This window comes from Arboricoccus pini (assembly GCF_900187945.1).
GTDB lineage: Bacteria > Pseudomonadota > Alphaproteobacteria > Geminicoccales > Geminicoccaceae > Arboricoccus > Arboricoccus pini.
This window is the reverse complement of record NZ_FYEH01000001.1, coordinates 191,367-212,736: the sequence shown is the minus strand read 5'-3', so window position 1 is coordinate 212,736 and position 21,370 is coordinate 191,367. Positions and strand designations below refer to the sequence as shown.

Annotated in this window: 22 protein-coding genes; 9 read left to right on the top strand and 13 right to left on the bottom strand. The window is 63.3% G+C overall.

What is annotated here, in order from left to right; translation table 11 throughout:
• Positions 1-96: 96 nt before the first annotated feature.
• Genes CFB17_RS01015 through CFB17_RS01005 form a run of 3 tightly spaced genes read right to left on the bottom strand, consistent with a single transcriptional unit; the run spans position 97 to position 5,304 of the window.
• Positions 97-2,001 (bottom strand): autotransporter assembly complex protein TamA, encoded by a 1,905-nt coding sequence (locus CFB17_RS01015; protein ID WP_088559538.1) that lies wholly within the window; start codon positions 1,999-2,001, stop codon positions 97-99.
• Positions 1,998-4,433, bottom strand: a complete 2,436-nt coding sequence (locus tag CFB17_RS01010) for a mechanosensitive ion channel family protein (RefSeq protein WP_088559537.1) — start codon at positions 4,431-4,433, stop codon at positions 1,998-2,000. Before CFB17_RS01010 ends, CFB17_RS01015 begins: the two co-directional genes overlap by 4 nt.
• A gap of 52 nt (positions 4,434-4,485) precedes the next feature.
• The gene (locus CFB17_RS01005; RefSeq protein ID WP_165769351.1) at positions 4,486-5,304 is read right to left on the bottom strand and encodes a metallophosphoesterase; all 819 of its coding nucleotides are present in this window, start codon (positions 5,302-5,304) and stop codon (positions 4,486-4,488) included.
• Between the two features lie 295 nt (positions 5,305-5,599).
• On the opposite strand from CFB17_RS01005, the gene CFB17_RS19760 reads away from it, so the two are divergent.
• The 4 genes from CFB17_RS19760 (at position 5,600) to CFB17_RS00985 (ending at position 7,666) form a co-directional block, all read left to right on the top strand.
• Positions 5,600-5,725, top strand: coding sequence for a hypothetical protein (locus CFB17_RS19760; RefSeq protein WP_279311690.1), 126 nt, complete (start codon positions 5,600-5,602; stop codon positions 5,723-5,725).
• Between the two features lie 65 nt (positions 5,726-5,790).
• On the top strand, positions 5,791-6,141 hold the full coding sequence (locus tag CFB17_RS00995) for a hypothetical protein (RefSeq protein ID WP_088559534.1): 351 nt from the start codon (positions 5,791-5,793) through the stop codon (positions 6,139-6,141).
• A 194-nt stretch (positions 6,142-6,335) separates the two neighbouring features.
• Positions 6,336-7,286 carry a YeeE/YedE thiosulfate transporter family protein gene (locus tag CFB17_RS00990; RefSeq protein WP_088559533.1) on the top strand — a complete coding sequence of 317 codons (951 nt, stop codon included), beginning with the start codon at positions 6,336-6,338 and terminating at the stop codon, positions 7,284-7,286.
• A gap of 146 nt (positions 7,287-7,432) precedes the next feature.
• Entirely contained in the window at positions 7,433-7,666 is a 234-nt protein-coding gene (locus CFB17_RS00985; RefSeq protein ID WP_088559532.1) for a hypothetical protein, read from the top strand.
• A gap of 63 nt (positions 7,667-7,729) precedes the next feature.
• Here CFB17_RS00985 and CFB17_RS00980 read toward each other — a convergent pair whose 3' ends face one another.
• Positions 7,730-8,503, bottom strand: a complete 774-nt coding sequence (locus CFB17_RS00980) for a hypothetical protein (RefSeq protein WP_088559531.1) — start codon at positions 8,501-8,503, stop codon at positions 7,730-7,732.
• A gap of 235 nt (positions 8,504-8,738) precedes the next feature.
• Between CFB17_RS00980 and CFB17_RS00975 the strand changes: the two genes are divergently transcribed.
• Positions 8,739-9,065, top strand: coding sequence for a hypothetical protein (locus CFB17_RS00975; RefSeq protein ID WP_088559530.1), 327 nt, complete (start codon positions 8,739-8,741; stop codon positions 9,063-9,065).
• 74 nt (positions 9,066-9,139) lie between these two features.
• Here CFB17_RS00975 and CFB17_RS00970 read toward each other — a convergent pair whose 3' ends face one another.
• Positions 9,140-9,745 (bottom strand): glutathione S-transferase, encoded by a 606-nt coding sequence (locus CFB17_RS00970; RefSeq protein WP_088559529.1) that lies wholly within the window; start codon positions 9,743-9,745, stop codon positions 9,140-9,142.
• A 161-nt stretch (positions 9,746-9,906) separates the two neighbouring features.
• Here CFB17_RS00970 and CFB17_RS00965 point away from each other — a divergent pair, with 161 nt between their 5' ends.
• Positions 9,907-10,137 carry a twin-arginine translocase TatA/TatE family subunit gene (locus CFB17_RS00965; protein WP_088559528.1) on the top strand — a complete coding sequence of 77 codons (231 nt, stop codon included), beginning with the start codon at positions 9,907-9,909 and terminating at the stop codon, positions 10,135-10,137.
• 58 nt (positions 10,138-10,195) lie between these two features.
• On the opposite strand, the gene CFB17_RS00960 is transcribed toward CFB17_RS00965, so the two are convergent.
• Positions 10,196-11,113 (bottom strand): LysR family transcriptional regulator, encoded by a 918-nt coding sequence (locus CFB17_RS00960; protein WP_088559527.1) that lies wholly within the window; start codon positions 11,111-11,113, stop codon positions 10,196-10,198.
• 446 nt (positions 11,114-11,559) lie between these two features.
• Here CFB17_RS00960 and CFB17_RS00955 point away from each other — a divergent pair, with 446 nt between their 5' ends.
• Positions 11,560-12,459 (top strand): RNA polymerase factor sigma-32, encoded by a 900-nt coding sequence (locus CFB17_RS00955; protein WP_088559526.1) that lies wholly within the window; start codon positions 11,560-11,562, stop codon positions 12,457-12,459.
• A gap of 72 nt (positions 12,460-12,531) precedes the next feature.
• On the opposite strand, the gene CFB17_RS00950 is transcribed toward CFB17_RS00955, so the two are convergent.
• Positions 12,532-13,518, bottom strand: coding sequence for a 2-hydroxyacid dehydrogenase (locus CFB17_RS00950; protein ID WP_088559525.1), 987 nt, complete (start codon positions 13,516-13,518; stop codon positions 12,532-12,534).
• 151 nt (positions 13,519-13,669) lie between these two features.
• Between CFB17_RS00950 and CFB17_RS00945 the strand changes: the two genes are divergently transcribed.
• Complete coding sequence (locus CFB17_RS00945) at positions 13,670-14,179, top strand: SH3 domain-containing protein (RefSeq protein WP_243389652.1); 510 nt, start codon at positions 13,670-13,672, stop codon at positions 14,177-14,179.
• 5 nt (positions 14,180-14,184) lie between these two features.
• Positions 14,185-15,069 (top strand): LysR family transcriptional regulator, encoded by an 885-nt coding sequence (locus CFB17_RS00940; protein ID WP_088559523.1) that lies wholly within the window; start codon positions 14,185-14,187, stop codon positions 15,067-15,069.
• An 89-nt stretch (positions 15,070-15,158) separates the two neighbouring features.
• Here the strand turns inward: CFB17_RS00940 and irrA are convergent, their stop codons facing one another.
• The 6 genes from irrA to rbfA form a co-directional block, all read right to left on the bottom strand.
• Complete coding sequence (gene irrA / locus CFB17_RS00935) at positions 15,159-15,638, bottom strand: iron response transcriptional regulator IrrA (RefSeq protein WP_088559522.1); 480 nt, start codon at positions 15,636-15,638, stop codon at positions 15,159-15,161.
• 196 nt (positions 15,639-15,834) lie between these two features.
• Positions 15,835-17,244: an NAD(P)H-dependent flavin oxidoreductase gene (locus CFB17_RS00930; protein ID WP_088559521.1), complete on the bottom strand. Its 1,410-nt coding sequence runs from the start codon at positions 17,242-17,244 to the stop codon at positions 15,835-15,837.
• 134 nt (positions 17,245-17,378) lie between these two features.
• The gene (gene pnp / locus CFB17_RS00925) at positions 17,379-19,595 is read right to left on the bottom strand and encodes a polyribonucleotide nucleotidyltransferase (protein ID WP_088559851.1); all 2,217 of its coding nucleotides are present in this window, start codon (positions 19,593-19,595) and stop codon (positions 17,379-17,381) included.
• Between the two features lie 84 nt (positions 19,596-19,679).
• Positions 19,680-19,949, bottom strand: a complete 270-nt coding sequence (rpsO, locus tag CFB17_RS00920) for a 30S ribosomal protein S15 (RefSeq protein ID WP_088559520.1) — start codon at positions 19,947-19,949, stop codon at positions 19,680-19,682.
• A gap of 13 nt (positions 19,950-19,962) precedes the next feature.
• Positions 19,963-20,907, bottom strand: coding sequence for a tRNA pseudouridine(55) synthase TruB (truB, locus tag CFB17_RS00915; protein ID WP_088559519.1), 945 nt, complete (start codon positions 20,905-20,907; stop codon positions 19,963-19,965).
• Positions 20,894-21,337, bottom strand: coding sequence for a 30S ribosome-binding factor RbfA (rbfA, locus tag CFB17_RS00910; protein WP_088559518.1), 444 nt, complete (start codon positions 21,335-21,337; stop codon positions 20,894-20,896). The genes truB and rbfA overlap by 14 nt, the downstream gene beginning before the upstream one ends.
• Between the last annotated feature and the right edge of the window lie 33 nt (positions 21,338-21,370).

The window sequence follows — 21,370 nt, the reverse complement described above, 5'->3', positions numbered from 1 at the left end:
CGTCCTACGCAAACGACCGCTCGGGATGCGGTCCGTTCTCCTCATGTGCCAGCAGCATGACCGGCTGGCGGGGTCAGGCATCCTCAAAGGGACAAGTTAGAACGCCTGGCCGATACTGACATAGATCTGGACCACGTCGTCGACCGAGCGCCGGTCGAGCGGCACGCCGACATCCAGGCGCAGCGGTCCGATCGGCGTCAAATAGCGCAGGCCCACGCCCGTGCCGACGAAGAGGTCTTCGGAGAAGCTCGGGGCCGAGCTGTCGGCCACGGTGCCGCTGTCGACGAAATAGACAAGGCCGATCGATTCCGTGGCGCGATAACGGAACTCGCTGTTCAACTCGATGACCGAACGGCCGCCCACCGGATCGTCCTTGCCATTGAGCGGTCCCGCCAACTGATAGCCATAGCCGCGGATCGAGCCGCCGCCACCGGAATAGAAGCGCTCGTCCGCCGGGATCTGGTCGCGGTCGGCGCCGACGATCGTGCCGACATTGCCGCGAAAGGCCATGACGTAGCGCTCATTGCCGGCGATCGGGACATAGGCCGTGCCGATCGCCTGCCCTTTGAAGAAGTTCGTCCCGGTCTGGATCGTGTCGGTATAGGGGGTTGCATAGAGGTTGAGGCGCCAACCCCGGGTTGGGTCCAGCAGATTGTTGGAATAGTCCATGCGAATCGAGGTCGGCAGGGAGAGCAGACCGTAGGTTTCCTCCTCCTCGTCCTTGGGCTCGATGCTGGCCAGCCTGTAGGCGATGCCGGCCGAGCCCGTCACATTCTCGGCCCAGAGCGGCCGCTCAATGGCAAGGCCGGCACCGATGCTCTCGGAGGAATAGGCATCCGTGTCCTCCTGCTTCATCGAGCCATTGGCCAAGAGATTCTGCTGCCTGGCGCCGAAATCCGGCTTGACGAAGTTTGCCGAGAGCTCGCGACGCAGCGGCGAGAGATAGAGGTCGCTCCTGAATTTCTCGCCAGCCCCCAGGAAATTGCGGTTCTCCCAGAAGAAGGAGACGTTCGGCCCCTCGTCGGTCGCATAGCCGAGCCCGGCGCCGATGGAGCGCGACTTGCGCTGAGTCATCTTGTAGGTGATGGGCAGCCGCCCGGTCGCATCCAGCTGGTCCGGCTGCACGACCTGGACGACCGAGAACAGGTTGGTATTGACGAGCGACAGTCGAGTTTTTTCCATGACCGTCGGGCTGTAGCGATCGCCCGGCCGCCAGAGCACGCGACGGCGCAAAAAGCGCGAATCGATGCCGTCCGCCCCTTCGATCGTGAACTCGCCCATATGGACGATCGGCCCCGTCGTCACCGAGAGGACGACGTCCATGGTCTTGCCGTCCTTGTCGATCTCTGCCTGGAGCGGATCGGCCTTGGCAAAGGCATAGCCAAGATCCTTGGCCTCGCTGACCATGGCCGACTGGGCATTGAGGACCTGCTGCGCTTCGGCCGGCTGATCGGCGTTCAGCCCAAGCTTCTCGGGACTGGGCGCCAAAAACCCGTTGGCCGGGTCGCTGGTCACCGTCTTGATGGATCTGAGCCGGTAGCGTTGGCCTGGCTTGACGTCATAACTGAGGATAACCGGCGGTCCCTTGGTCGCGTCGGTGATCGTGTCGAGCACACCACCGGTGGTGCTGCTGTCGGCCTTGTCGTCCTCGCGCACCTGGGTCACGCGATAACTGACCGTGCCATCGTAATAGCCAGCCGAGTGCATGCCATTCACGATGTTGGGCAGATCCGCCTCCGCCCGCCGTTCGAGCACGAAGGTGCTGGCGGGGGGACGGCTCACGGCATTGGCGGCATCGGACGAGCTCAAGAGCGTCGCCCGCAACGCTTCGTCCTCCTTGCTCAGGCCACCGATCTCGACACCGTAGCGAATGCCGCTCTCAGTCGGCGGCGGAACCCCCTCTGGATCGTCCTTGCTGCGAAAATAGGAACAACCACTCAAGGTCGCGCCGAGGAGAAGGAGGCAAAAAGCCCATTTACCCAGTTCGAACGAAAGCCTCATGCGCGCGTCGTCATCGTCGCTGCCTCGTCCCCATTCGAAAGTGTTGCCTCGCCGGCCAGTGCGGCCTCTCTAGCACCCATAGGCGAGCCGTCGCGGAAGTAAACTGTCTGATGCGGATAGGGTATCTCGATACCCCGCTCGTTCAGCGCCTGGTTGATACGCTTGTTGAATTCGCGCTGCACACGCCACTGATCGCCTGGTCTGGTCTTGAGCCTTGCCAGGATGACGACCGAGGAATCGAGGAATTTGTCCACACCCGCGATCTCGAGCGGCGCCAGGATGATCCGACGATAAGGCCATTCGCCACGGATCTGCTCATCGAGCTCGCGCAGCATGTCGTAAACCGCATCGATGTTGGCTCGATAGGTAAGGGCGACGTTGAAGACGGCGAATGAGAAATCCTTGGTCAGGTTGGTGATCGTGGTGATCGAGCCATAGGGAATCGTCATGACGCTGCCGTTATAGGCACGAAGCACCACGGCGCGCATCGACATGGTCTCGACAGCGCCCGACTGGCCGCCGAGATCGACCACGTCGCCTACCCGCATCGTATCGCCCAGGAGGATGAAGAGGCCGGTGATGATGTCCTTGACCAGGGCCTGGCTGCCAAAGCCGATCGCGAGACCGACGACGCCGGCACCGGCCAGGAGCGGACCGGTATCAACACCGACCTCGGAGAGGACGGTTGCGGCGGCGAACAGGCAGATGACGACGAGGACGACGTTGCGGCCGATATTGGCCAATGTCCTCGAACGGTTCGAATGCTTGATGTTGCCGTGCGCGTCCATCGCCGTCAGATAGCGCGTGATGGCGCGATCCAGGGCCAGCCAGAGGGCAATCGCGATGAGAATGATGATGCCGATGCGCAGGCCGCGCTCCAAAACGCGCGCACCGGTGGGCGAATGCAGCCAGCCCAGTATGTTCAGCCCCCACACCTGCAAAAGCGCCAAGATGGCAAGGGCGCGAAGAGCCATGGCCAGGATGCCGAAGACGATGGCATCGCCGGCCCGCCGCGGCGCCGGATCGAGCGTGTCGGTCTCTTCCAGCGGACTCGAGCGGTCGGCGCGGCGCTGCAGGCGGTGGAGCACCAGCATGCCCAGTTGGAAGACCACCGCGATGGCCGCAGTCGCCAGAGTAGCGATGAAGAGGTAGCTGAAGCCGCCCGGCACATCGATCGCCCAGACCAGGTAATAGAGCCAGACGAGGCCGATGAGCAGGAGATGGCCCCGCGCCGCCAGGGCCTCCCAAGGCAGCACGTCGCGCAGCAGCGCCAGGCGGCTGGCACCGAGCCGTCGAACAGCTTTCGCGATCGCCGCTCGGTGACGGACCAGCCAGACCGACATCCAGCCGCAGATAATGATGAAGAGGATATGGGAGAGTACGGTGTGGAGGCTGGCGGGCAGGCCCAAGCGGTCGGCCGCGACGAGCAGGAAATAGCCATCAAGGCTCAAAAGACCGATGCCACGAGAGAATCGACGCAAGGCCAGCGCGTCCTCGTCCGACAGCTTCAGCCAGCGCCAGTCCTTGTCCCTTGGCGCGAACACGTGATGGCTGGACATCCACAGGAGATGGCCGATAGCAAAGCAGAGGACGCCCAGCGTACCGACATCGATCGTGACGTCGGCCAGCGGCAGGACGCGCAGGACGATGCTGCCGGCGATGAAGAAGCCGATGGCGGGCAGGACATCCAAGAGCAGGACCCAGAGGCGACGCAGCCCGCGCCTGAACGAGCCATGCGCGGGATTCAACCGCACGCGGCTCGTATATCGGCGGACGAAGTGCGTTAGGAGCATCACGAGGACGAGCCCGCCGACCAACGTCAGGCCCACGCCCTCGAAGACCGAGAACCAGAAGGCCCGCCGATACTCGTTGCTGGCCTGGAACGCCAGCCAGTCGGCGAGATTCGGGAGCGTCGCGATCGAGGCCAGGACGGCCTTGGCCGTATCCACCACGGCCTGCACCTGGAGATTGACCTTGCCCGTCACCTTGTCGACCAGGGTCTCGGCCCTGGTTGACGATGTGGCGCCGACAGTCTTCATGCCCGCCTGCAGCGCCTTAAGCTGGCCCAGGAACTGCTCGCGTGCGGCGGGATCCTCAAGGAGCTTGATGGTCGCCGTGAGCTCGGCTTCGTCCAACGCCGCCTTGCCCGTCGCCGACGCTGCCGCCAGCGACGGGCGGGGCGAGGTCGTCGCCGGCGCGCCCTGGTCTTGCGTCGCGGCCGGTGCCGCGGCGTCGGCCGGCGGCGCCTCAGGCTTCAGCGAATCGGCGCCAGGCTTGCCCGTGTCGTTGACGGAGGCATCCGGCGCACCCTGCGCCAACGCTTGTAGGCTGACGATTCCGCCCGAAAGAATTGTCCAGACGCCAAGGATGAGGACGATAGCTAGCGCCAGCGCTCTTGTGTGGCGAGGCAGGATGAGGCGGCCCGGAATCATGCCCGCCTATTAAGGAAACCCCAACCGAAGGGCAACCGCTACGATTATCCGCTCAAGCCCACCCGGTGACGAGAAAGCGCTGCGCTGCGCCTTCCAGCACCAATCCCGTCAGCCTGTCACTGCGGAACGCACCTGTGTCGATGCCGATGCGATTGGCCTTGACGACCGGGCGCTCGACGATCGTGTGGCCGTGCACCACGACCGCGCCCAGATCGCCTTCATGCTCGAGAAATCCCCGCCTGATCCAGATCAGGTCGTTTTGTCCCTGCAAGTCGAGAGCCACGCCTGGGCGGACGCCCGCATGACAGAAGAAATAGTCGCCAAGCCGCCAGGAAGTACAAAGCTCGTTCAGGAATCGGCGATGGCTGGCGGGCACCCGCCGCCGAAGCCGTGTGCGCCACGCCTCGCGCTCCGGTCCGGGCGGTGGCAATTCGCCTTGCATCTCATAGCTGGCTGCGGTCTCCCGACCGCCGTAGCGCCACCATTCGGCCTCGGGCCCGGGCTCGACCAGCAGCTCGCGAAACCAGGCATCGTGATTGCCCAGGAGGTAATGCGTGGTAACCCCTTGAAGGGGATGGTGCACCATATGCTCGATCACCTGCCGGCTGGCCGGCCCGCGGTCGATGAAGTCGCCCAGATAGACGAGGTCGACGAAACCCTCGGGCGGATGGTCGCGCAGATCAGACTGGATCAGCCGCTCGATCTCGAGGAGCAGATCGTAGCGGCCATGAATGTCGCCAACCGCATAGACGCGACGTCCGGGCGGCAAGGTCGCGGGTCGCCCGTCTACCGACGGCACCCGCTCGGGCTCCGCTCGAAACCATTGGATGACGGCATTACAGACATCTTTGACGACACTAGCTTCGACCACGCGCAGCCCATCACCGACGGTTAACAAGACTAAATGTTTCGGACGCCGCAGGGACTTTCAACCCACGGCTGCCCATTCATAGCGCCTTGCCACCGTTCGACCATACCCCTAGGGAAATGCATCATCATCGCTTGCGTTATCCGAGGCTCACTCAAGCCGGTTCTGGCAACGGCACGCCTACGGGCGTGGAGGCTTGCCAGGATGGCATGCAGAACTGGCACCTGACCTCGGCGGTACGATGGCGCGGAGCTCCTTCGTTGGTCTCCGCCTTCAGTGCTTCTTTGAGGCCGCGTCGATGATCTACACGATAACACCGGGAGGCCGCGCCAAGGCCGCCACCATCCATATTCACAAGGTCTGCAACGACGGCTCATCGGGCAGACGTCGCTTCGTCAAAGGTCTGGTCGACAGCGAGCAATAAGCGCCCAGATGGTCTAGAATGCCTGTGCCGACGCAGGTCGCGATTGAAACACTCCGGAAGGACGCATGCGCACGCTTATCGTCATTCTCATCCTCATCGTCGGCGGCTTTCTGGCCTTCACCAGGCTGGCCTACGGCACGTTCGACCCCTGCCAGGCAGCGGCGGCCTCCTATCGCCAGAAGGTTGAAACGGCGATGCAGGCAAAGCTTGAAGGCACCCCCGAAGGGATGCTCCTGACCATGCTTGGGCCGGCCGTCCAACCCCTCATCGACGCGGTCCTGGCCGAAACCTTCAAGACCCGCGCCACCTATGAATGCGTGGCGGCCGTTCCCTATCTGGAAACGCCCTGGGGCAAGGAGCGCGCCCAGGGCGATGCCGACAAGCTGATCGCCCAGCTGAAGAAGAAGGCGAGCTGAGGGCCGCATGGAGCAGCTCGGACGACTCCAGGGGGTCGATGCGAGGCAAGCCAGGCTGTTCGCCGCCGCCGATGGCCGGCGGCTCAGGCTGCCGTCCGACGGCGGCGGCCTGGAGGCGGCCGCTTAACATCGAGGAGGTGCTGCGCCACATAAGGTGAGGCCCGGCAGCGGGCGGTCATGAAAGGAGCGGCCTCGTGCCCCTTTATCTGCTGGCGGCCCCGGCCATCGGCATTGCCTACGGCCTCCTGGCGCAACGCGTCCATTTTTGCACGATGGGCGCGCTCAGTGATCTCTTCCTCTTCGGCAGCCGGCGACGGCTGCGCGGCTGGGTGCTGGCGGCCGCGACCGGGCTTCTGCTGACCCAGTTGCTGGTGGCGGCAGGCGCCCTGGCACCCGGCCAGACGACCTATCTGGCCTTGCCCGCGCCCGGGCTGCCAACGGCTCTCCTGGGCGGCTGTCTGCTCGGCTACGGCATGGTGCTGGCCGGCGGCTGCCCGTCCCGCAATCTCGTCAGGCTGGGCGGCGGCAGCCTGAAGGCCGGCCTCGTTCTCCTGATCATGATCGTCGTGGCGCTGATCACCACGAAGATACCCTTGCCTATGCTGCTCCCCTTGCCAGCCTTGCCGGCGGACCTAGGCTTGCCCGCCGGCCTCATTCTGGCCATTGCCGGAATGTCATGGAGCCTTGGCGATCGGCAACTGCGAAGCGACCGTACTGCCCTTTGGGTCAGTTTCAGCCTCGGGCTTCTTGTCGCCGCCGCCTGGCTGGGCGCCCCCCCCGGCCTGGAAGCCGGCCTCAACTTCGCGGTAGCGACGATGGCGCCAAGCCGGCCCATTGCCGCCTTCGCCTTTCTGCTCGCCCTTGGCGCGGTCCTGGGCGCCCATCTCGGTTCGCGCCTGCAAGGTCGGTTCCGGTTGGAGAAGCTGACCGGCCCCGACCTTCGCCGCATGCTGGGTGGCGCCGTCCTCATGGGGCTGGCCCTCCCCCTCCTGGGCGGCTGCACCATCGGCATGGGCCTGGCCGGCTTCTCGGTCCTGGCAACACCGGCGATCCTGGCACTGCTCGGCATGGCGGCCGGTGCACGCGGCGGACTTTTCTTTCTCGAAACGGGACGCCTCGCGCCCTTCCCCGGCCGCCCTTCATAGCTTGTGGACCCGGCGGGTGCGCATCATGGGATGCCTCCGACGCACTTTGTCGGCTCGGTCCCGCGCGAGATTCTGCAAACACGTCAGGCTTTCGTTAACCTCCGGCTGCGACATTGGCAGTCGCCAACGAGCCCGGACGCCAATCTATGCCAGTCACCTATTTCGTCTGCGCCAATAATAATCGCAGCAGCGGCAGGCCAGGCCCGCGCCGCCGGGTCGCCGAGCCTGCGGGCGGTTATCAAGACATACTCGGACCCTTCCTCGTGCCGGAGACCGAGGACGAGACAGCAACCTATTGCCAGATGCTTCGCCTCGCATCCGACCCGAGGCGCTTGGCGGAGGATCTGCGCTGCTTTCAGGCCAAGCTTTGCGTCGGCTGAGACGGCGGCGACCCCCGCCGCATTAGCCCGACAGGATCACCAGACACCTAATCGTCCCACGGCTCAGGGGGCGGGTGCCGCCACATGGGCTGAAAAGAAGCGATAGCTCATCGCCATGAAGCTGGCGACGATGGTCGCCTGAATGAAATCCATGATCGTGGCCACCGCGAGGCCGGTCAGACTGCCGCTGCTTCCCAGATTCGCCAGCAATTCCTGCAAAAGCGCACCAAGAAGGGTGATGGGCAGGGCACAGGCGAAGATCCCGCAGAGGAGAGGCAGCGTGTAGCCAGCTGTCAACTTCCAGGCGCGAGGCGGCGTCATGCGGCGGTCGCCGATGGCCACGGCCGGCAGCAGAAGATGGATACGCGCCATCACGAGCGCGATGCTCACACTCGTGAGAAGGCGGGACAATGCCGGATCAATCACGGGCGAGATGGACCCGCCCGGGCCCGCCACGATTGTCGATACGACAAAGAGGAGGAGCACGAATGGGATGGCGATCATGAGGCCCAAAAGCAGGCTGACGCCGACATAGCGAAGGACGCGGCCATTAACGGGCGCGAGCAGTTCCGGCGCCGGCTCGCCCAGCAGGATATGGCGATGCCAAAAGACCGCCACCGCGTTCAGGCTGAAGGCCCACACGAGATTGGCGACGGCGAAGAATGCCAAAAGAGCTGGTGACGCCTCGACATTGCCCTCGGGCAACAAACGAGCGGCGGCCGAGATCGCCATCAGCAGGAGAAGCCAGACGCCGGCCGCGCGCAGAAGCGTATCCAGCTCACCCAGGACGGCTGCGTAGGCGGCGCGCACGGTGGCTGACAAAGGAAAGGGTCGCATGCGGACTCGTCGTCTAGTGGTGGCGAACATGCCCCGGAATTTAACGATTCACGGCGGGGGTGGCGTCTTGGGTTTTAGGCCAGACGCGCCACATTGGACATAGTGCGAGGGCCGATAAGCGTCGGCCGGCATAGCGGCCAAGCCGCGAGCAGGCCGCGCGATCTGACCTTTTCAAGCCTCTGGTCGCTTGATCGACAGCCTGACCGAATAAGTCCCAGAAGGAATGTCTTCGTCGATGGATTATCGCTTCGAGCGCCTCGCAGCAGGCCGTCCGCTTGGCTGGAAGAGCCTCTTTCAGCTGTTGAGCTGGCGCGGCGTGCTCATGCTGGCGCTGGCCGCGGCCCTGGCGATCGCGATCTTCGTGGCCGCCGCCAGCGTCTTTCTGCTGGTCCTGCCGGTCCTGCTGATCGTCGGGCTGGTTGCACGCCTCTTCCTTGGTGGCAAGCAAAAACGACCACGCGCCCGTCCGGCCTCCCCCGAACTGATCGAAGGTCAGTTCGAGGTGATCGACTCATCCGCCAAACCCGCAGCCGGCACGGGCTGGGGGCCCCGCCGGCCCTGATCCTTCCCCCAGGGGACTGATCGAGGTCGCTTACCGTCAACGAAGGACGCGGTCCGAGGCCGACGGCTGGCTGTTCAGGCGGGCTTGGTCTTCGCGAAGGATGGCCGTTCGGCCAACTCATCCATGAAGCTGGCCAGGCTCGGGTGATCCTGCCGCCACGTGAGTTCCGGGAAGCGGAATTCGAGAAAGGCCAGCGCGCAGCCAAGCGTGATCTTGCCGATATCGAGCGGCAGTGGCTGGCGCTCGACCGCAGCGGCGGTAGCCAACGCCCGCGTGACCTTCGCCATCAGCCCGTCAATCCAGGGCTGCCAACGGTATTGCTCGGGTCGCAGCGACAACTCGTAGCGCACACCGATCGCGGCATCCATGATGCCATCGCCAAGGGCCTGCAGGGTCAAAGCAGCGTAGCGCTCGGCGCCGGCGGCCGGAAACAGGCGGTGACCACCTGCCATGTCATCCAGATATTCGGCGATCACGACCGAATCGTAGATCGCCTGGCCTTCATCCGTCACCAGTACCGGGATCTTGCCCAACGGATTGGCGGCGTTGACCCGCTCGTTCGCCTGGACCGGTGTTAGCTGCTCCTGCAGGAGTTCCAGCCTGTCGAACAGGCCAAGCTCGATGGCGACGACCTTGACCTTGCGCCCAAATGGCGATGTGACACTGGTGTGAAGTTTCATGAGGCCGATCTTCAAGAATGCTGTATAAGGCCAAGTTTAGCGGCTGAAGCGCTCATCCGCGAGGTGGCTGGTCGTACTTTCTAATTCCAGTCACGCTTGGCAGATGCAGTGCTAGGGTCTAGGTTCAATAAAACGCGTCACTGCGCTCCAGGAGTCCCTTGATGGGTACCTTCAGTTTTTGGCACTGGTTCATCGTCCTCGCGGTCGTCTTGATCATCTTCGGCGCCGGCAAGCTGCCCAATGTGATGGGTGACCTCGCCAAGGGCATCAAGAATTTCAAGTCCGGCATGCAGGAGGGGGAAGACGAGCAGAAGCCAGTCCTGACCCGCGACGAGACGAAGCCCGCCGCGACCAGCTCGACCTACAACAAGGAAGAGAATCGCGCCGCCTGAACGTCGGCTCGATCGTAAACGAAATGCCCCGTCCCATCGGATGGGGTATTTTTTTGTCTCAGCCTGAGCCGATAGCGTCGATTTCGTCCAGTCCCGCGTCCCAGGCGGGCGGATCGCCGATTTGACGGCCGAGATAATCGACGAAGAGCCGCACTTTGGCCGGCAATAATCTATTGGCCGGCCATACCGCGTAGAGGTTGAAAGTCCCCGGGCTGTAATCCTTGAGCACGCGAACGACGTCGCCGGCACGCAAGGCGTCACCGGCGAGGAACGTGGGCTGCATGACGATCCCCTCCCCGGCGATCGCCGCCGCTAACAGCATGTCGCCGTTATTGGCCGTCATCTGCGGCATCGGCTCGACGACGACCGTCTCCTTGCCGCGCGTCAACGTCCACCGCGTGACGGCGATGCCTTGTCCATAGATCAGGCCTTTATGGTGGGCTAGATCCGCGGGCCTTTCAAGCCGGCCCGCTGCGGCCAGATAAGCCGGCGAGGCGCAAAGGATCATACGCACCGTGGCCAGCCTTCGAGCAACCAGTGACGAGTCCGCCAACCTGCCAATGCGAACGGCGAGATCGAAACCATCGTCGATCAAATCAACCTGGCGGTCATTCAAGACGAGATTAATCTTGAGGCTGGGATATGTCCGCATGAAGCCGGGCAGAAGGGGGGCCAGATGCTTGATGCCGAAGCTCATCGGGGCCGAAACATTGAGCGTTCCAGCAGGTTCGCCGTGCAGGTTGGTCAACTCCGCGCTCGCCCGCTCGAACTCCGCCAGAATTCGCTGGGCCCGCCCGAGAAACGCCTGACCCGGCTCGGTCAGGCCGACCCGGCGCGTTGTTCGATTCAAGAGCCGGACACCCATCGTCCGTTCGAGCTTGGCGACACGCTTGCTAACCAGCGCACGCGCCACCTTCAGCCTAGCGGCCGCAGTCGTAAAACTACCCGTCTCACCGACGGCCACGAAAGCCTGCATGCCATCTAATCGATCCAAGCCTGCCGTCCCTCGCCCCGGAGTCTGGTCGCGCAACCGGAGATCGGTAGCGAGAACTGCGTTCGTCGACTAGGTATCTGATAAATACTCGTGATCACAGCCATAACAGCTACAATACCAGTACATCAGCCAGTTCGGCCCAAGTCACATGAACGATCATTTACTATCCGGCTGCCTGCGTAAATAGAGTTGCGCCGACTTGCGCTCTGCAAGCCAGCTACCACCGCGACCAGATTTACCGAACTTCCGAGCAGTAAAGATTAGGGTAGGATTTGAGCGCTCACGTTTTCTTGATCGCCCCATGCGGCGACGCGGCATGCGTTCGAGCGTTAGAGTAGGAAGTGTCGATGGATGATAAGTGCAGCGACATTGAGGTCCGCGACGGCCCTTTGGTCGGAGCCGCCTGATCCACGACGGACGGAGGGAACATGGCAGCAATCTCCGAGACACTCGACAGTCAGCGAGCCAATCGGCGCTTTATTCGCGAATCAATGAACGCCCCGCTCCTGACGCGGGAGCATGAACTCAATCTCGCCCGCCGCTGGCGCAACAGCGATGACCAGGAGGCGCTGCACGAGCTTGTTCAGGCCTATATGCGTCTCGTGATCAGTACGGCAAGCCGGTTCAAGAATTATGGGCTGCCAATGGGCGACCTCGTGCAGGAAGGTGTCGTTGGCCTCATGCAGGCAGCCGCCCGCTTCGAGCCTGAGCGGGATGTAAGATTCTCGACCTATGCCGCATGGTGGATCCGCTCGGCGATGCAGGATTACATCCTGCGCAACTGGTCGGTGGTGCGTACCGGTACGACGGCTGCGCAGAAATCGCTCTTCTTCAATCTTCGCCGCCTGCGCGCCAAGATCGACGATGGCCGGGGCGCGACCCTCAATCAGGCAGGCCGCTCCTACATCGCCGAAGCGTTGTCGGTAACCGTCGATGATGTCGAATCGATGGAAATGCGCCTTATGGGAGGCGATCAGTCGCTTAACGCGTCGATCAGCCCCACGGGCGAGGACGCCTGGCAGGACTTCCTGGCGGATGAGCGCCCCAATCCCGAGGAACTGGTCAGCGAGAGCCTCGATTCGCGCGAGCGCACGCGCTGGCTGGTGGATTGTCTCTCGGAGCTCAGCGATCGCGAGCAGGTCATCATCCGCGAGCGCCGTCTGCGCGACGATGGCCGGACGCTTGAGGAATTGGGCGTGAAGCTCGGGATCAGCAAGGAACGCGTCCGGCAGATCGAGCATCGTGCGCTCACCAAGCTTCGGCATGCTTTGCTCAAGCGCCTGAAAGACCCCTCAGAAGCCATGCTCCTGACAGCGCTGCCAGCCTAACGCGCCGCTACACCACACTTCTTGAGACAAATCCCCGGCTTTCGACCGGGGATTTTTTTAGGGCACGCCGCCTCAGACCATGCTGGGCAAGACCCGATCGGGTGGCCTGTGGCCGTCGATGAAAGTCTTGATGTTGATGATCACCTTCTCGCCCATGTCGAGACGGCCCTCGATCGTGGCGGAGCCCATATGCGGCAGGAGCACGACATTCTCGAGCTGCTGCAATTTCGGATTGATGGCGGGCTCGTTCTCGAACACGTCGAGGCCGGCACCGGCAATCTTCCGCTCCCTCAGCAGCCTCGTCAGTGCGGCCTCGTCGATCACCTCGCCACGCGCGGTGTTGATCAGGATCGCATGCGGCTGCAGCAAGGCCAGATGCCGGGCCGAGAGCAAATGGAACGTGGCTGGCGTATGCGGACAGTTCACGCTGATGATATCGACGCGGGCCAACATCTGATCGAGGCTCTGCCACCACGTCGCCTCGAGCTCGTGCTCGACGGCTTCCGCCAGCCTCCGGCGGTTATGATAATGAATGGACAATCCAAAGCCCTTGGCGCGTCGCGCCAGGGCCGAGCCGATCCGCCCCATGCCGACGATGCCCAGCCGCTTGCCGCCTATGCGATGACCGAGCATCGCAGTCGGCCGCCAACCGCCCCATTCGCCAGAGCGCGCCAGCCGCTCTCCCTCCGGCACCCGCCGGGCGACGGCCAGGATCAATGCCATGGTCATATCGGCCGTGTCTTCGGTCAGAACACCGGGCGTGTTGGTGACGGTAATACCGCGCTTGTAGGCGGCCTCGACATCGATATTATCCACGCCATTGCCATAATTGGCGATGAGCTTGAGCTGGGGGCCGGCATGGGCGAGGAGGGCTGCGTCGATCCGGTCCGTCACAGTGGGTACCAAGATCTCGGCCCGGGCCACCGCCTCCATCAGGCCCGCCTTGCCCATCGGCTTGTCATCCGGGTTGAGCGTGGCGTCGAACAGCTCCATCATCCGCGCCTCGATGGGCTCCGGCAGCTTGCGGGTAACGACGACGAGCGCGCGTGAGCGAGGCATGATCTCTCCCCTGACGATCTTGTCTGGCCTATCAGAATCCCCATCTCGGCTCAAACCACGCAACGTGCTAGCAAGGTCAATGCTCAGTCGAAGGTGCCCAGCCTGCACGGCAGCGGGGCACGCCGTCTATCCTCTGCCCGAAAGCTCGTCCGTGGTGATCCTTCTTCGTCGTCTCATCCTTCTCATCGCCCTCCTCGTCACGGCCCTGCCGGCCGTGGCGCAGCAGAAGACCGGCCCCTCGGGCCTGCCGCTTCCGCGCTTTGCCTCGCTCGCTGCAGATCGCATCAACGTTCGCACCGGACCGGGCAAGCAATACCCCATTCGCTGGATCTACGCGCGCAACGGCCTGCCGGTGAAGATCGTCGAGGAATTCGATACTTGGCGGAAAATCCAGGACCAGGACGGTGACGATGGCTGGGTGCATGTGAGCCTGCTTTCGGGGCGGCGGACTGTCTCCATCCTCGCGACCGTGGCCGAATTGCGCCGCACACCCGATCCCGACGCCAGCGTCCTTCTGCGCGCCGAACCAGGGGTCATCGGCAGGCTGATATCCTGTAATCCCAGCGCCTGCGAGATCGAGATCGAGCAACGCCGCGGCTGGCTCGAGCGTACGCATTTCTGGGGTGTATTGCCCGACGAAGCCACCTTGCCCACAGGCTAAGGCCAATGTTCATCCGCCAACTGGCCTATCTGACAGCGCTGGCGCGAGAGCGTCACTTCGCGCGCGCGGCGGTCAGGTGCAGCGTCTCGCAGCCGACCTTGTCGGCCGGCATCCGCAGCCTCGAGAACGAGCTTGGCGTCGCTGTCGTCATGCGAGGGCACCGTTTCGTCGGCCTGACGCCCGAAGGTCTGCGCGTTCTTGAGTGGGCCCAACGGTCGCTGGCGGATCTGGAAAGCCTGAAGCAGGAACTCCTCGCCCTCAAACACGGTCTGGTCGGCCGATTGCGGATCGGTGCCGTGCCGACGGCCCTTCCGGTCCTGGCACCGCTTACGGCGCGCCTATTGGCGCAGCACCCGCAATTATCGCTTGATGTCTCGTCAGCCACCTCGGGGCAGATCCAGCAGGGCCTGGAAGGCTTCGAGCTCGATCTGGGCATTACCTATCTCGACAACGAGCCCTTGCGGGCCTTCCGCTCGTTGCCGCTCTATAGCGAGACCTATATCTTCCTGGCCCCGGCCGACGAGTGGCCAGACCGGAACAGCGTGACCTGGAGCGAAGCTGCCAGCGCCAATCTCTGCCTGCTCAACCCGCATATGCAAAACCGCCGCATCGTCGACGCGGCGCTCTCAGCCGCGGGCAGCGGCGTCAACGCCCGCATCGAGGCCGACTCGTTCGTGACACTTGCGGCCTTTCTCCAGACGGGTGCCTGGGCCAGCATTTTTCCCGCCAGCTATCTGCCCTTCGTGCCGGCCGGATTAGCGGTCAAATCGATGCAGATCAGGGACCAGGAACGGGCCCAGACGATCGGCATCGTCTATCCTGACCGGGAGCCCGTGCCGCCCTCGACCCGGGCCGTGCTGGCCGAAGCCAAGGCCACGCTTACCCCCTGAAATCGACCATCATCCATACCGACGTCCGGCAACAAAAAACCCGGCTCGCGAGCCGGGTTTTACTGTTTCGATCTCGGCAAAGAATGCACCTACTCGGCGGTATCGATCTCTTCCCAGCGGGTCTCAGCCACCCGCGGAAGACGGCGCCTGACGCTGTCATCGGCATCCCGAATACGCACCACCACATCGATCCGATCGATCACCTTGCCAGCCGGAGGCTCCGGCAGCCGGGTGAATTCGACGGCGTCGTCGGGCACATCGATGATCTCGCCCGTCGACTTGTCGAAATAATGATAATGCGAGGTAGGGTTGGTATCAAAATAGCTCTGCCCGCTGCCGACAATGACCTCGGTCATCAAGCCGGCGCTGGTGAACTGGTGGAGCGTGTTGTAGACGGTCGCCAGGGAGACTGGAATGCCGGCCACGCGCGCCTCCTGGAAGAGTTCCTCTGCCGTTACGTGGCGGGGGCCCGTCTCAAGCAGCAACTTCGCCAGCGCCAGACGCTGACGGGTTGGGCGTAGACCACTCGCCTTGAGTTGCCTGAGGGCATTGGCATACGCTCGACTCATATCAAACCTCTAACCCTTCCACCACGCGCTTGCTCGGCTTCGCTCGGCTGGCATTCCATCCGAGCCCCTACATTGCCATATGGCATGCCGACCGCCTCTGCGGTATGGGGGATATAGGACCATTATAGTCCAGTATTGTCAATAAAGACAAATTCGGAAACGTTCCAGACTCTCGGGCAAGGCGTAGGCGAGGATGTCAATTACCCGTCAAGATGCGCTGGACCAATTGCTTCACCGACGGAATGAATCCATTGGCGTAAAATGGATCCTGCTTAAACTGGTACACATTGTGGCCTGAAAACATCAACTGGTTGTCGACGGGATCGCCCTCGCCATGGGCAATATCCTGTAGGGTCTTTTGGATGCAGAACGACCTCGGATCGGCCATGCGGCCGGTCGTCATGTCGTCATGATCCTTCCAGTTGCTGAACGAGCAATGGCTAAGACAGCCCATGCACCCCGCCTGATCACGACGGATGTTACGCGCCCGCTCGGGCGTGACGAAAATCATGGTGCTATCGGGCGTCCGCATCGGCTGGGTAAAGCCTTCACTCTGCCAAGCCTGCACGCGCGCCAGATCGTCTGCACGCATGAACACGCCGCTGCCGCTGCGGCCATAGGCGAAAAAGGCATCCTTACCGCTTGCCGGATCAGCCACCTCGGCGATTTCGACCTGGCGATCGGAGCGCTCCACGAGCTCGTTTAGAAAATCGTTGCGCACCGCCGATGAATAGAAGCCCGTCGGGCTAAATTTGTGCAGGAGCACGTCGCCCGGCAGTAGATTGGCGATCCGCTGTTTCCAGCTGTCTGGAATAGGGCTTTCCTGGGTCAAAAGCGGCCGCGTGCCAAATTGAAAGGCGATGGGCCCGAGCTCGGGATTACCGATCCAGTCCTTCCAATCCTTAAGGTGCCACACACCGCCGGCCATGACGATCGGCACGTGGCCGAGGCCGAAGGAACGCATCAGTCGCCGGAGTTCGAGGACGCGTGGCAGCGGCGATTGCGGCGCCTTGGGATCCTCGACGTTGGAGAGGCCGTTATGGCCGCCGGCCCGCCATGGATCCTCGTAGACGACAGCACCTAGAAGCTCGGCTGCCTTGTGATAGGCACGCTTCCAAAGCGCATTGAACGCACGGCCCGACGAGACGATCGGGTAATAGTGGATACCGTAGCGCTCGCAGATCTCGGCCAGGCGATAGGGCATGCCAGCGCCGCACGTCACGCCGTGGATCAAGTCCTTTGCACCGTCGAGCACGCTGGTCAGCACGCGCTCGCAGGAACCCATCTCCCAAAGCACGTTAATATGGATCCGCCCTTCGCCGCGCCTCGTCTCATGCGCGATCCGGGCCTGACTGATCGCCCCCCTGATCGAGTAGTCGATCAATTCCTCATGCCGCTCCCGACGGTCACGCCCCTTGAAGATAAGGGGCACATACTCGCCGTTCGCATCGACCACATCGGCATTGACGCCTGAGAAGGTACCGACGCCACCAGCCGCCGCCCAGGCTCCGGCCGAACGGCCGTCGCTGACGGCGACGCCCTTACCACCTTCCACGAGAGGCCAAACCTCGGCTCCCGAGATGACCATGGGCTGCACGCAGCTCATATCGGTCGTCCACTTCGATAAGGTGAAAGTCTACCACGCCCGTGGCTGGAAGTTGCCCGCCACGGGCGTTCAGTATCTTCTATGTGAGATCGATCACGCATCACAAAAGGGGTCCGCCCCTTTTGTGATCTCGCCTAGCTCGCCCGTTCGCGCCGACGCCGCCCCTCGGGACGCTCTCCACGCTCAGGACGATCATGGTCACGCCGCTCGCTACCACGTTCACGATCATCGAAACGTGGCTCGCGGGGCGCCCTCGGCACCTCGGCACCTGTGTCCTGGTCGACCGCGCGCATCGACAGCTTGATCTTGCCGCGATCGTCGATCGCCAGGACCTTGACCTTGACGATATCACCCTCATTGACGACGTCGGTAACCTTGCCAACGCGTTCGTTCGCCAACTCGGAGATATGACAAAGTCCGTCCTGGCCGCCAAGGAAATTGATGAAGGCGCCAAAGTCGACGACGCGGACAACCTTGCCGGTATAGATCACGCCGATCTCAGGGGTTGCAGTCAGGCTGCGGACCCAGTCCACCGCCTTTTGCGCCGCATCGCCATCGGCCGAGGAGATCTTCACCGTGCCGTCGTCGTTGATGTCGATCTTGCAGCCGGTCGTCTCGGTGATCTCGCGGATCATCTTGCCGCCCGGTCCGATGACCGCGCCGATCTTGTCCTGGGGAATGCTGATCGTGATGACGCGTGGAACCGTCTCGCGCATCTCGCCGCGCGGCCGGCCCAGCCCCTTGGCCATCTCACCTAGAATGTGCAGCCGGCCATCCCGCGCCTGCTCGAGCGCGACCTGCATGATCTCCTCGGTGATGCCGGCGATCTTGATGTCCATCTGCAGGGAGGTGACGCCCTGATCGGTGCCGGCGACCTTGAAGTCCATGTCGCCCAGATGGTCCTCGTCGCCCAGGATGTCGGAGAGGATCGCAAACTTCGCCCCCTCCTTGATCAGGCCCATGGCAATGCCGGCCACCGGCCGGGGCAGCGGCACGCCGGCATCCATAAGCGCCAGCGAGGTGCCACAGACGGTCGCCATGGAGGACGAGCCATTGCTCTCGGTGATCTCGGAGACGACGCGGATCGTGTAGGGGAACTGATCCTTGGCCGGCAAAAGCGGCCGCACCGCACGCCAGGCGAGCTTGCCATGGCCGATCTCGCGCCGGCCGGGCGAGCCCATGCGTCCCGTCTCACCCACCGAGTAAGGCGGGAAATTATAATGCAGCATGAAGTGCTCGCGGACATCCCCTTCCAGCGAGTCGATCACCTGCTCGTCCTGGCCGGTGCCCAGCGTCGCGACCACGAGGGCCTGCGTCTCGCCACGGGTAAACAGCGCCGAACCATGGACGCGCGGCAGCACGCCGACCTCGGCCTCAATCGGCCGGACGGTCTTCGTGTCGCGCCCGTCGATCCGGCGACCCGTATCGAGGATGGCGCCGCGCACGATCTTGGCTTCCAGTTCCTTGAACTGCGCACCGACGACGAGAGCATCCTCCTTGCCTTCGCCGCTCAGCTCCTCGATCGCCTTGGCCTTGATGGCCTTCACGGCCTCGTAGCGCAGCTGCTTCTTGGGTTCGCCGTAAGCCTTCTTCAGCGGCTTGGCATAGGCCTTCTCGAGCGCCTTGAAGAGCTTGTCGTGATCCGGAACGTCGACATCCCAAGGGGCCTTGGCGGCCACCTCCGCGAGGTCGATGATGAGATCGATCACGGGCTCGAACGACTTCATGCCGAACATGACGGCCTCGAGCATGGTCTCCTCGGAGAGCTCCTTAGCTTCCGATTCGACCATCATCACCGCATCACGCGTACCAGCGACGACAAGGTCGAGGCGGCTCTTGGCCAGTTGCTCACGCGACGGATTGAGCACGAAGGCACCGTCGATATGGCCGACCTTGGCCGCGGCGATGGGGCCCAGGAACGGCAGCCCGCTCAACGTCAAGGCAGCCGAGGCCGCGATGATCGAGAGAATGTCGCTATCGGTCTCGCCATCGTGCGCCAGGACGGTGGCGACCACCTGGACCTCGTTCTTAAAGCCCTCGATGAAGAGGGGGCGAATCGGCCGGTCGATCAAGCGCGAAACCAGCGTTTCCTTCTCGGAAGGCCGGCCCTCGCGCTTGAAGAAGCCTCCCGGAATCTTGCCGGCCGCGAAGGCCTTTTCCTGGTAGTTCACGGTGAGCGGGAAGAAATCCTGGCCGGCCTTGACGCTCTTGGCGCCAACCACCGTCGCCAGGACAACCGTGTCGCCTAGCGAGGCCAGGACCGCGCCGTCCGCCTGGCGCGCCATGCGCCCGGTCTCCAGGACCAACGGCTTGCCGCCCCAGTTCATTTCTTTTCGGGTGATGTCAAACATCATTTTTTAACCTTTCCGGGTCGGTGCCGTCGGGCATGATCGCTTGCAGGTCTCAAGGCAGATAGCCGAAAGCCCCGCATCAGCTCAGCGACGGAGGCCGAAGCGCTCGATGATCTGCTGGTAGCGGCTCTGGTCGTTCTTGCGGACATAGTCCAACAGACGACGGCGCTGACCGACCATCATCAAGAGACCGCGCCGGCTGGCGAAGTCCTTGTGATGCGCTTTTAGGTGTTCGGTCAGGTTGGTAATGCGTTCGGAGAGGATCGCTACCTGCACTTCCGGCGACCCCGTGTCGCCTTCATGCGTGGCATGTTCCTTGATGAGCTCGCTCTTGCGCGTAGCGGTAATCGACATCGGCCTTTCCTTTCTAAGCCCGGGCGCCCATAGCGCCCTTGAGGTTGAAGACACGCACCGGACTGAGTTCCGCACCGTCCAGACGCGCGATGGCCACGAGCTCGCCGGCCTGCGTCACCTTCAAGGTGACGCCGTCCTGAGCTTCCTCGCCGACGAGGCGAGGCGCCACGCGCACGGACTGCCCTGAACGCAGCCGAAGCGCTTGCGGCTCAGTGACAGCAAACGCCGGGATGCCGGCCAGCGCTGTTGCCACTGAGACGAGCACCTGGGGCAAGGTCTCCTCCTGGACGAGCGCATCGAGCGCTTCCAGGGAGATCGCCTGCGCCAGGCCAAACGGCCCCACGGACGTGCGCCGCAGGGTCGATACATGGGCAAAGCAACCAAGCGCTTCGCCCAGATCGCGGGCCAGGGAGCGCACATAGGCTCCCTTACCGCTGATCATCTCGAATTCGGCGTGGTCGTCATCGACCCGCCGAACGAATTTCAATTTCTCGACCAGGATCGGCCGTGGCTCAAGCACCACGTCCTCGCCCCTGCGAGCCAGGTCATAGGCGCGCTCGCCCTGTATCTTGACCGCCGCATAGCGTGGCGGCCTTTGCATGATCAGGCCGATAAAGCGGGGCAGCGCTCCTTCGATCGCGTCGTCGCTCGGTCGTTCCGCCGAGGTTGCGATCACCTCCCCCTCGGCATCGTCCGTATCCGTCGCCGCGCCGAACCGCACGGTAAAGCTGTAGGCCTTGCGCGCGTCCATGATGTAGGGAACGGTCTTGGTCGCCTCCCCCATCGCGATCGGCAAAATTCCCGTCGCCATCGGGTCGAGCGTGCCGCCATGGCCCACCTTGGCGGCGTCCGTTATCCACTTCACCCTGCCCACGACCTGCGTCGAGGTAATGCCCTCGGGCTTGTCGATCACCAGCCAGGCATCGATCGGGCGCCCACGACGCCTACGCCCGGCCATCGTCTTCGTCCTCGATCGCATCCGCCACCGGCCAAAGCGCAAGGCCGAGCCTCGCTTTGTCGGCGTCGATCAGCCTCTGCATTCGTGACGCCTCGTCGAAAGTCTCATCGGCGACGAAGTGCAGCCTTGGGGCAAACTTAATATGCATGCGCCGGGCGATCCGGCCTGCCAGGCGCGGCGCCTGCTCGATCAGGGCCTCCAGTGTCTCCGGGCGGAGCGGGCGGCCGAGCTCGGTGGTAAAGACCGTCGCATGCTTCAAATCGCGGCTGATACGCACCTCGGCGACGGTCACCGAAGTCCCTTCCAGCCTTGGATCATGGACGTGGCCCATCATCAAGTCCTCGGCCAGCAGATGTCGGATCTGCTCGGCAACGCGAAGCTGACGCTGGGAAGGCTCCATCTGGTGGCTGCTCGCCGACCCTCTAGCCATGGCGTATCTCCCGCCCGCACTTCAGAGCGCGGT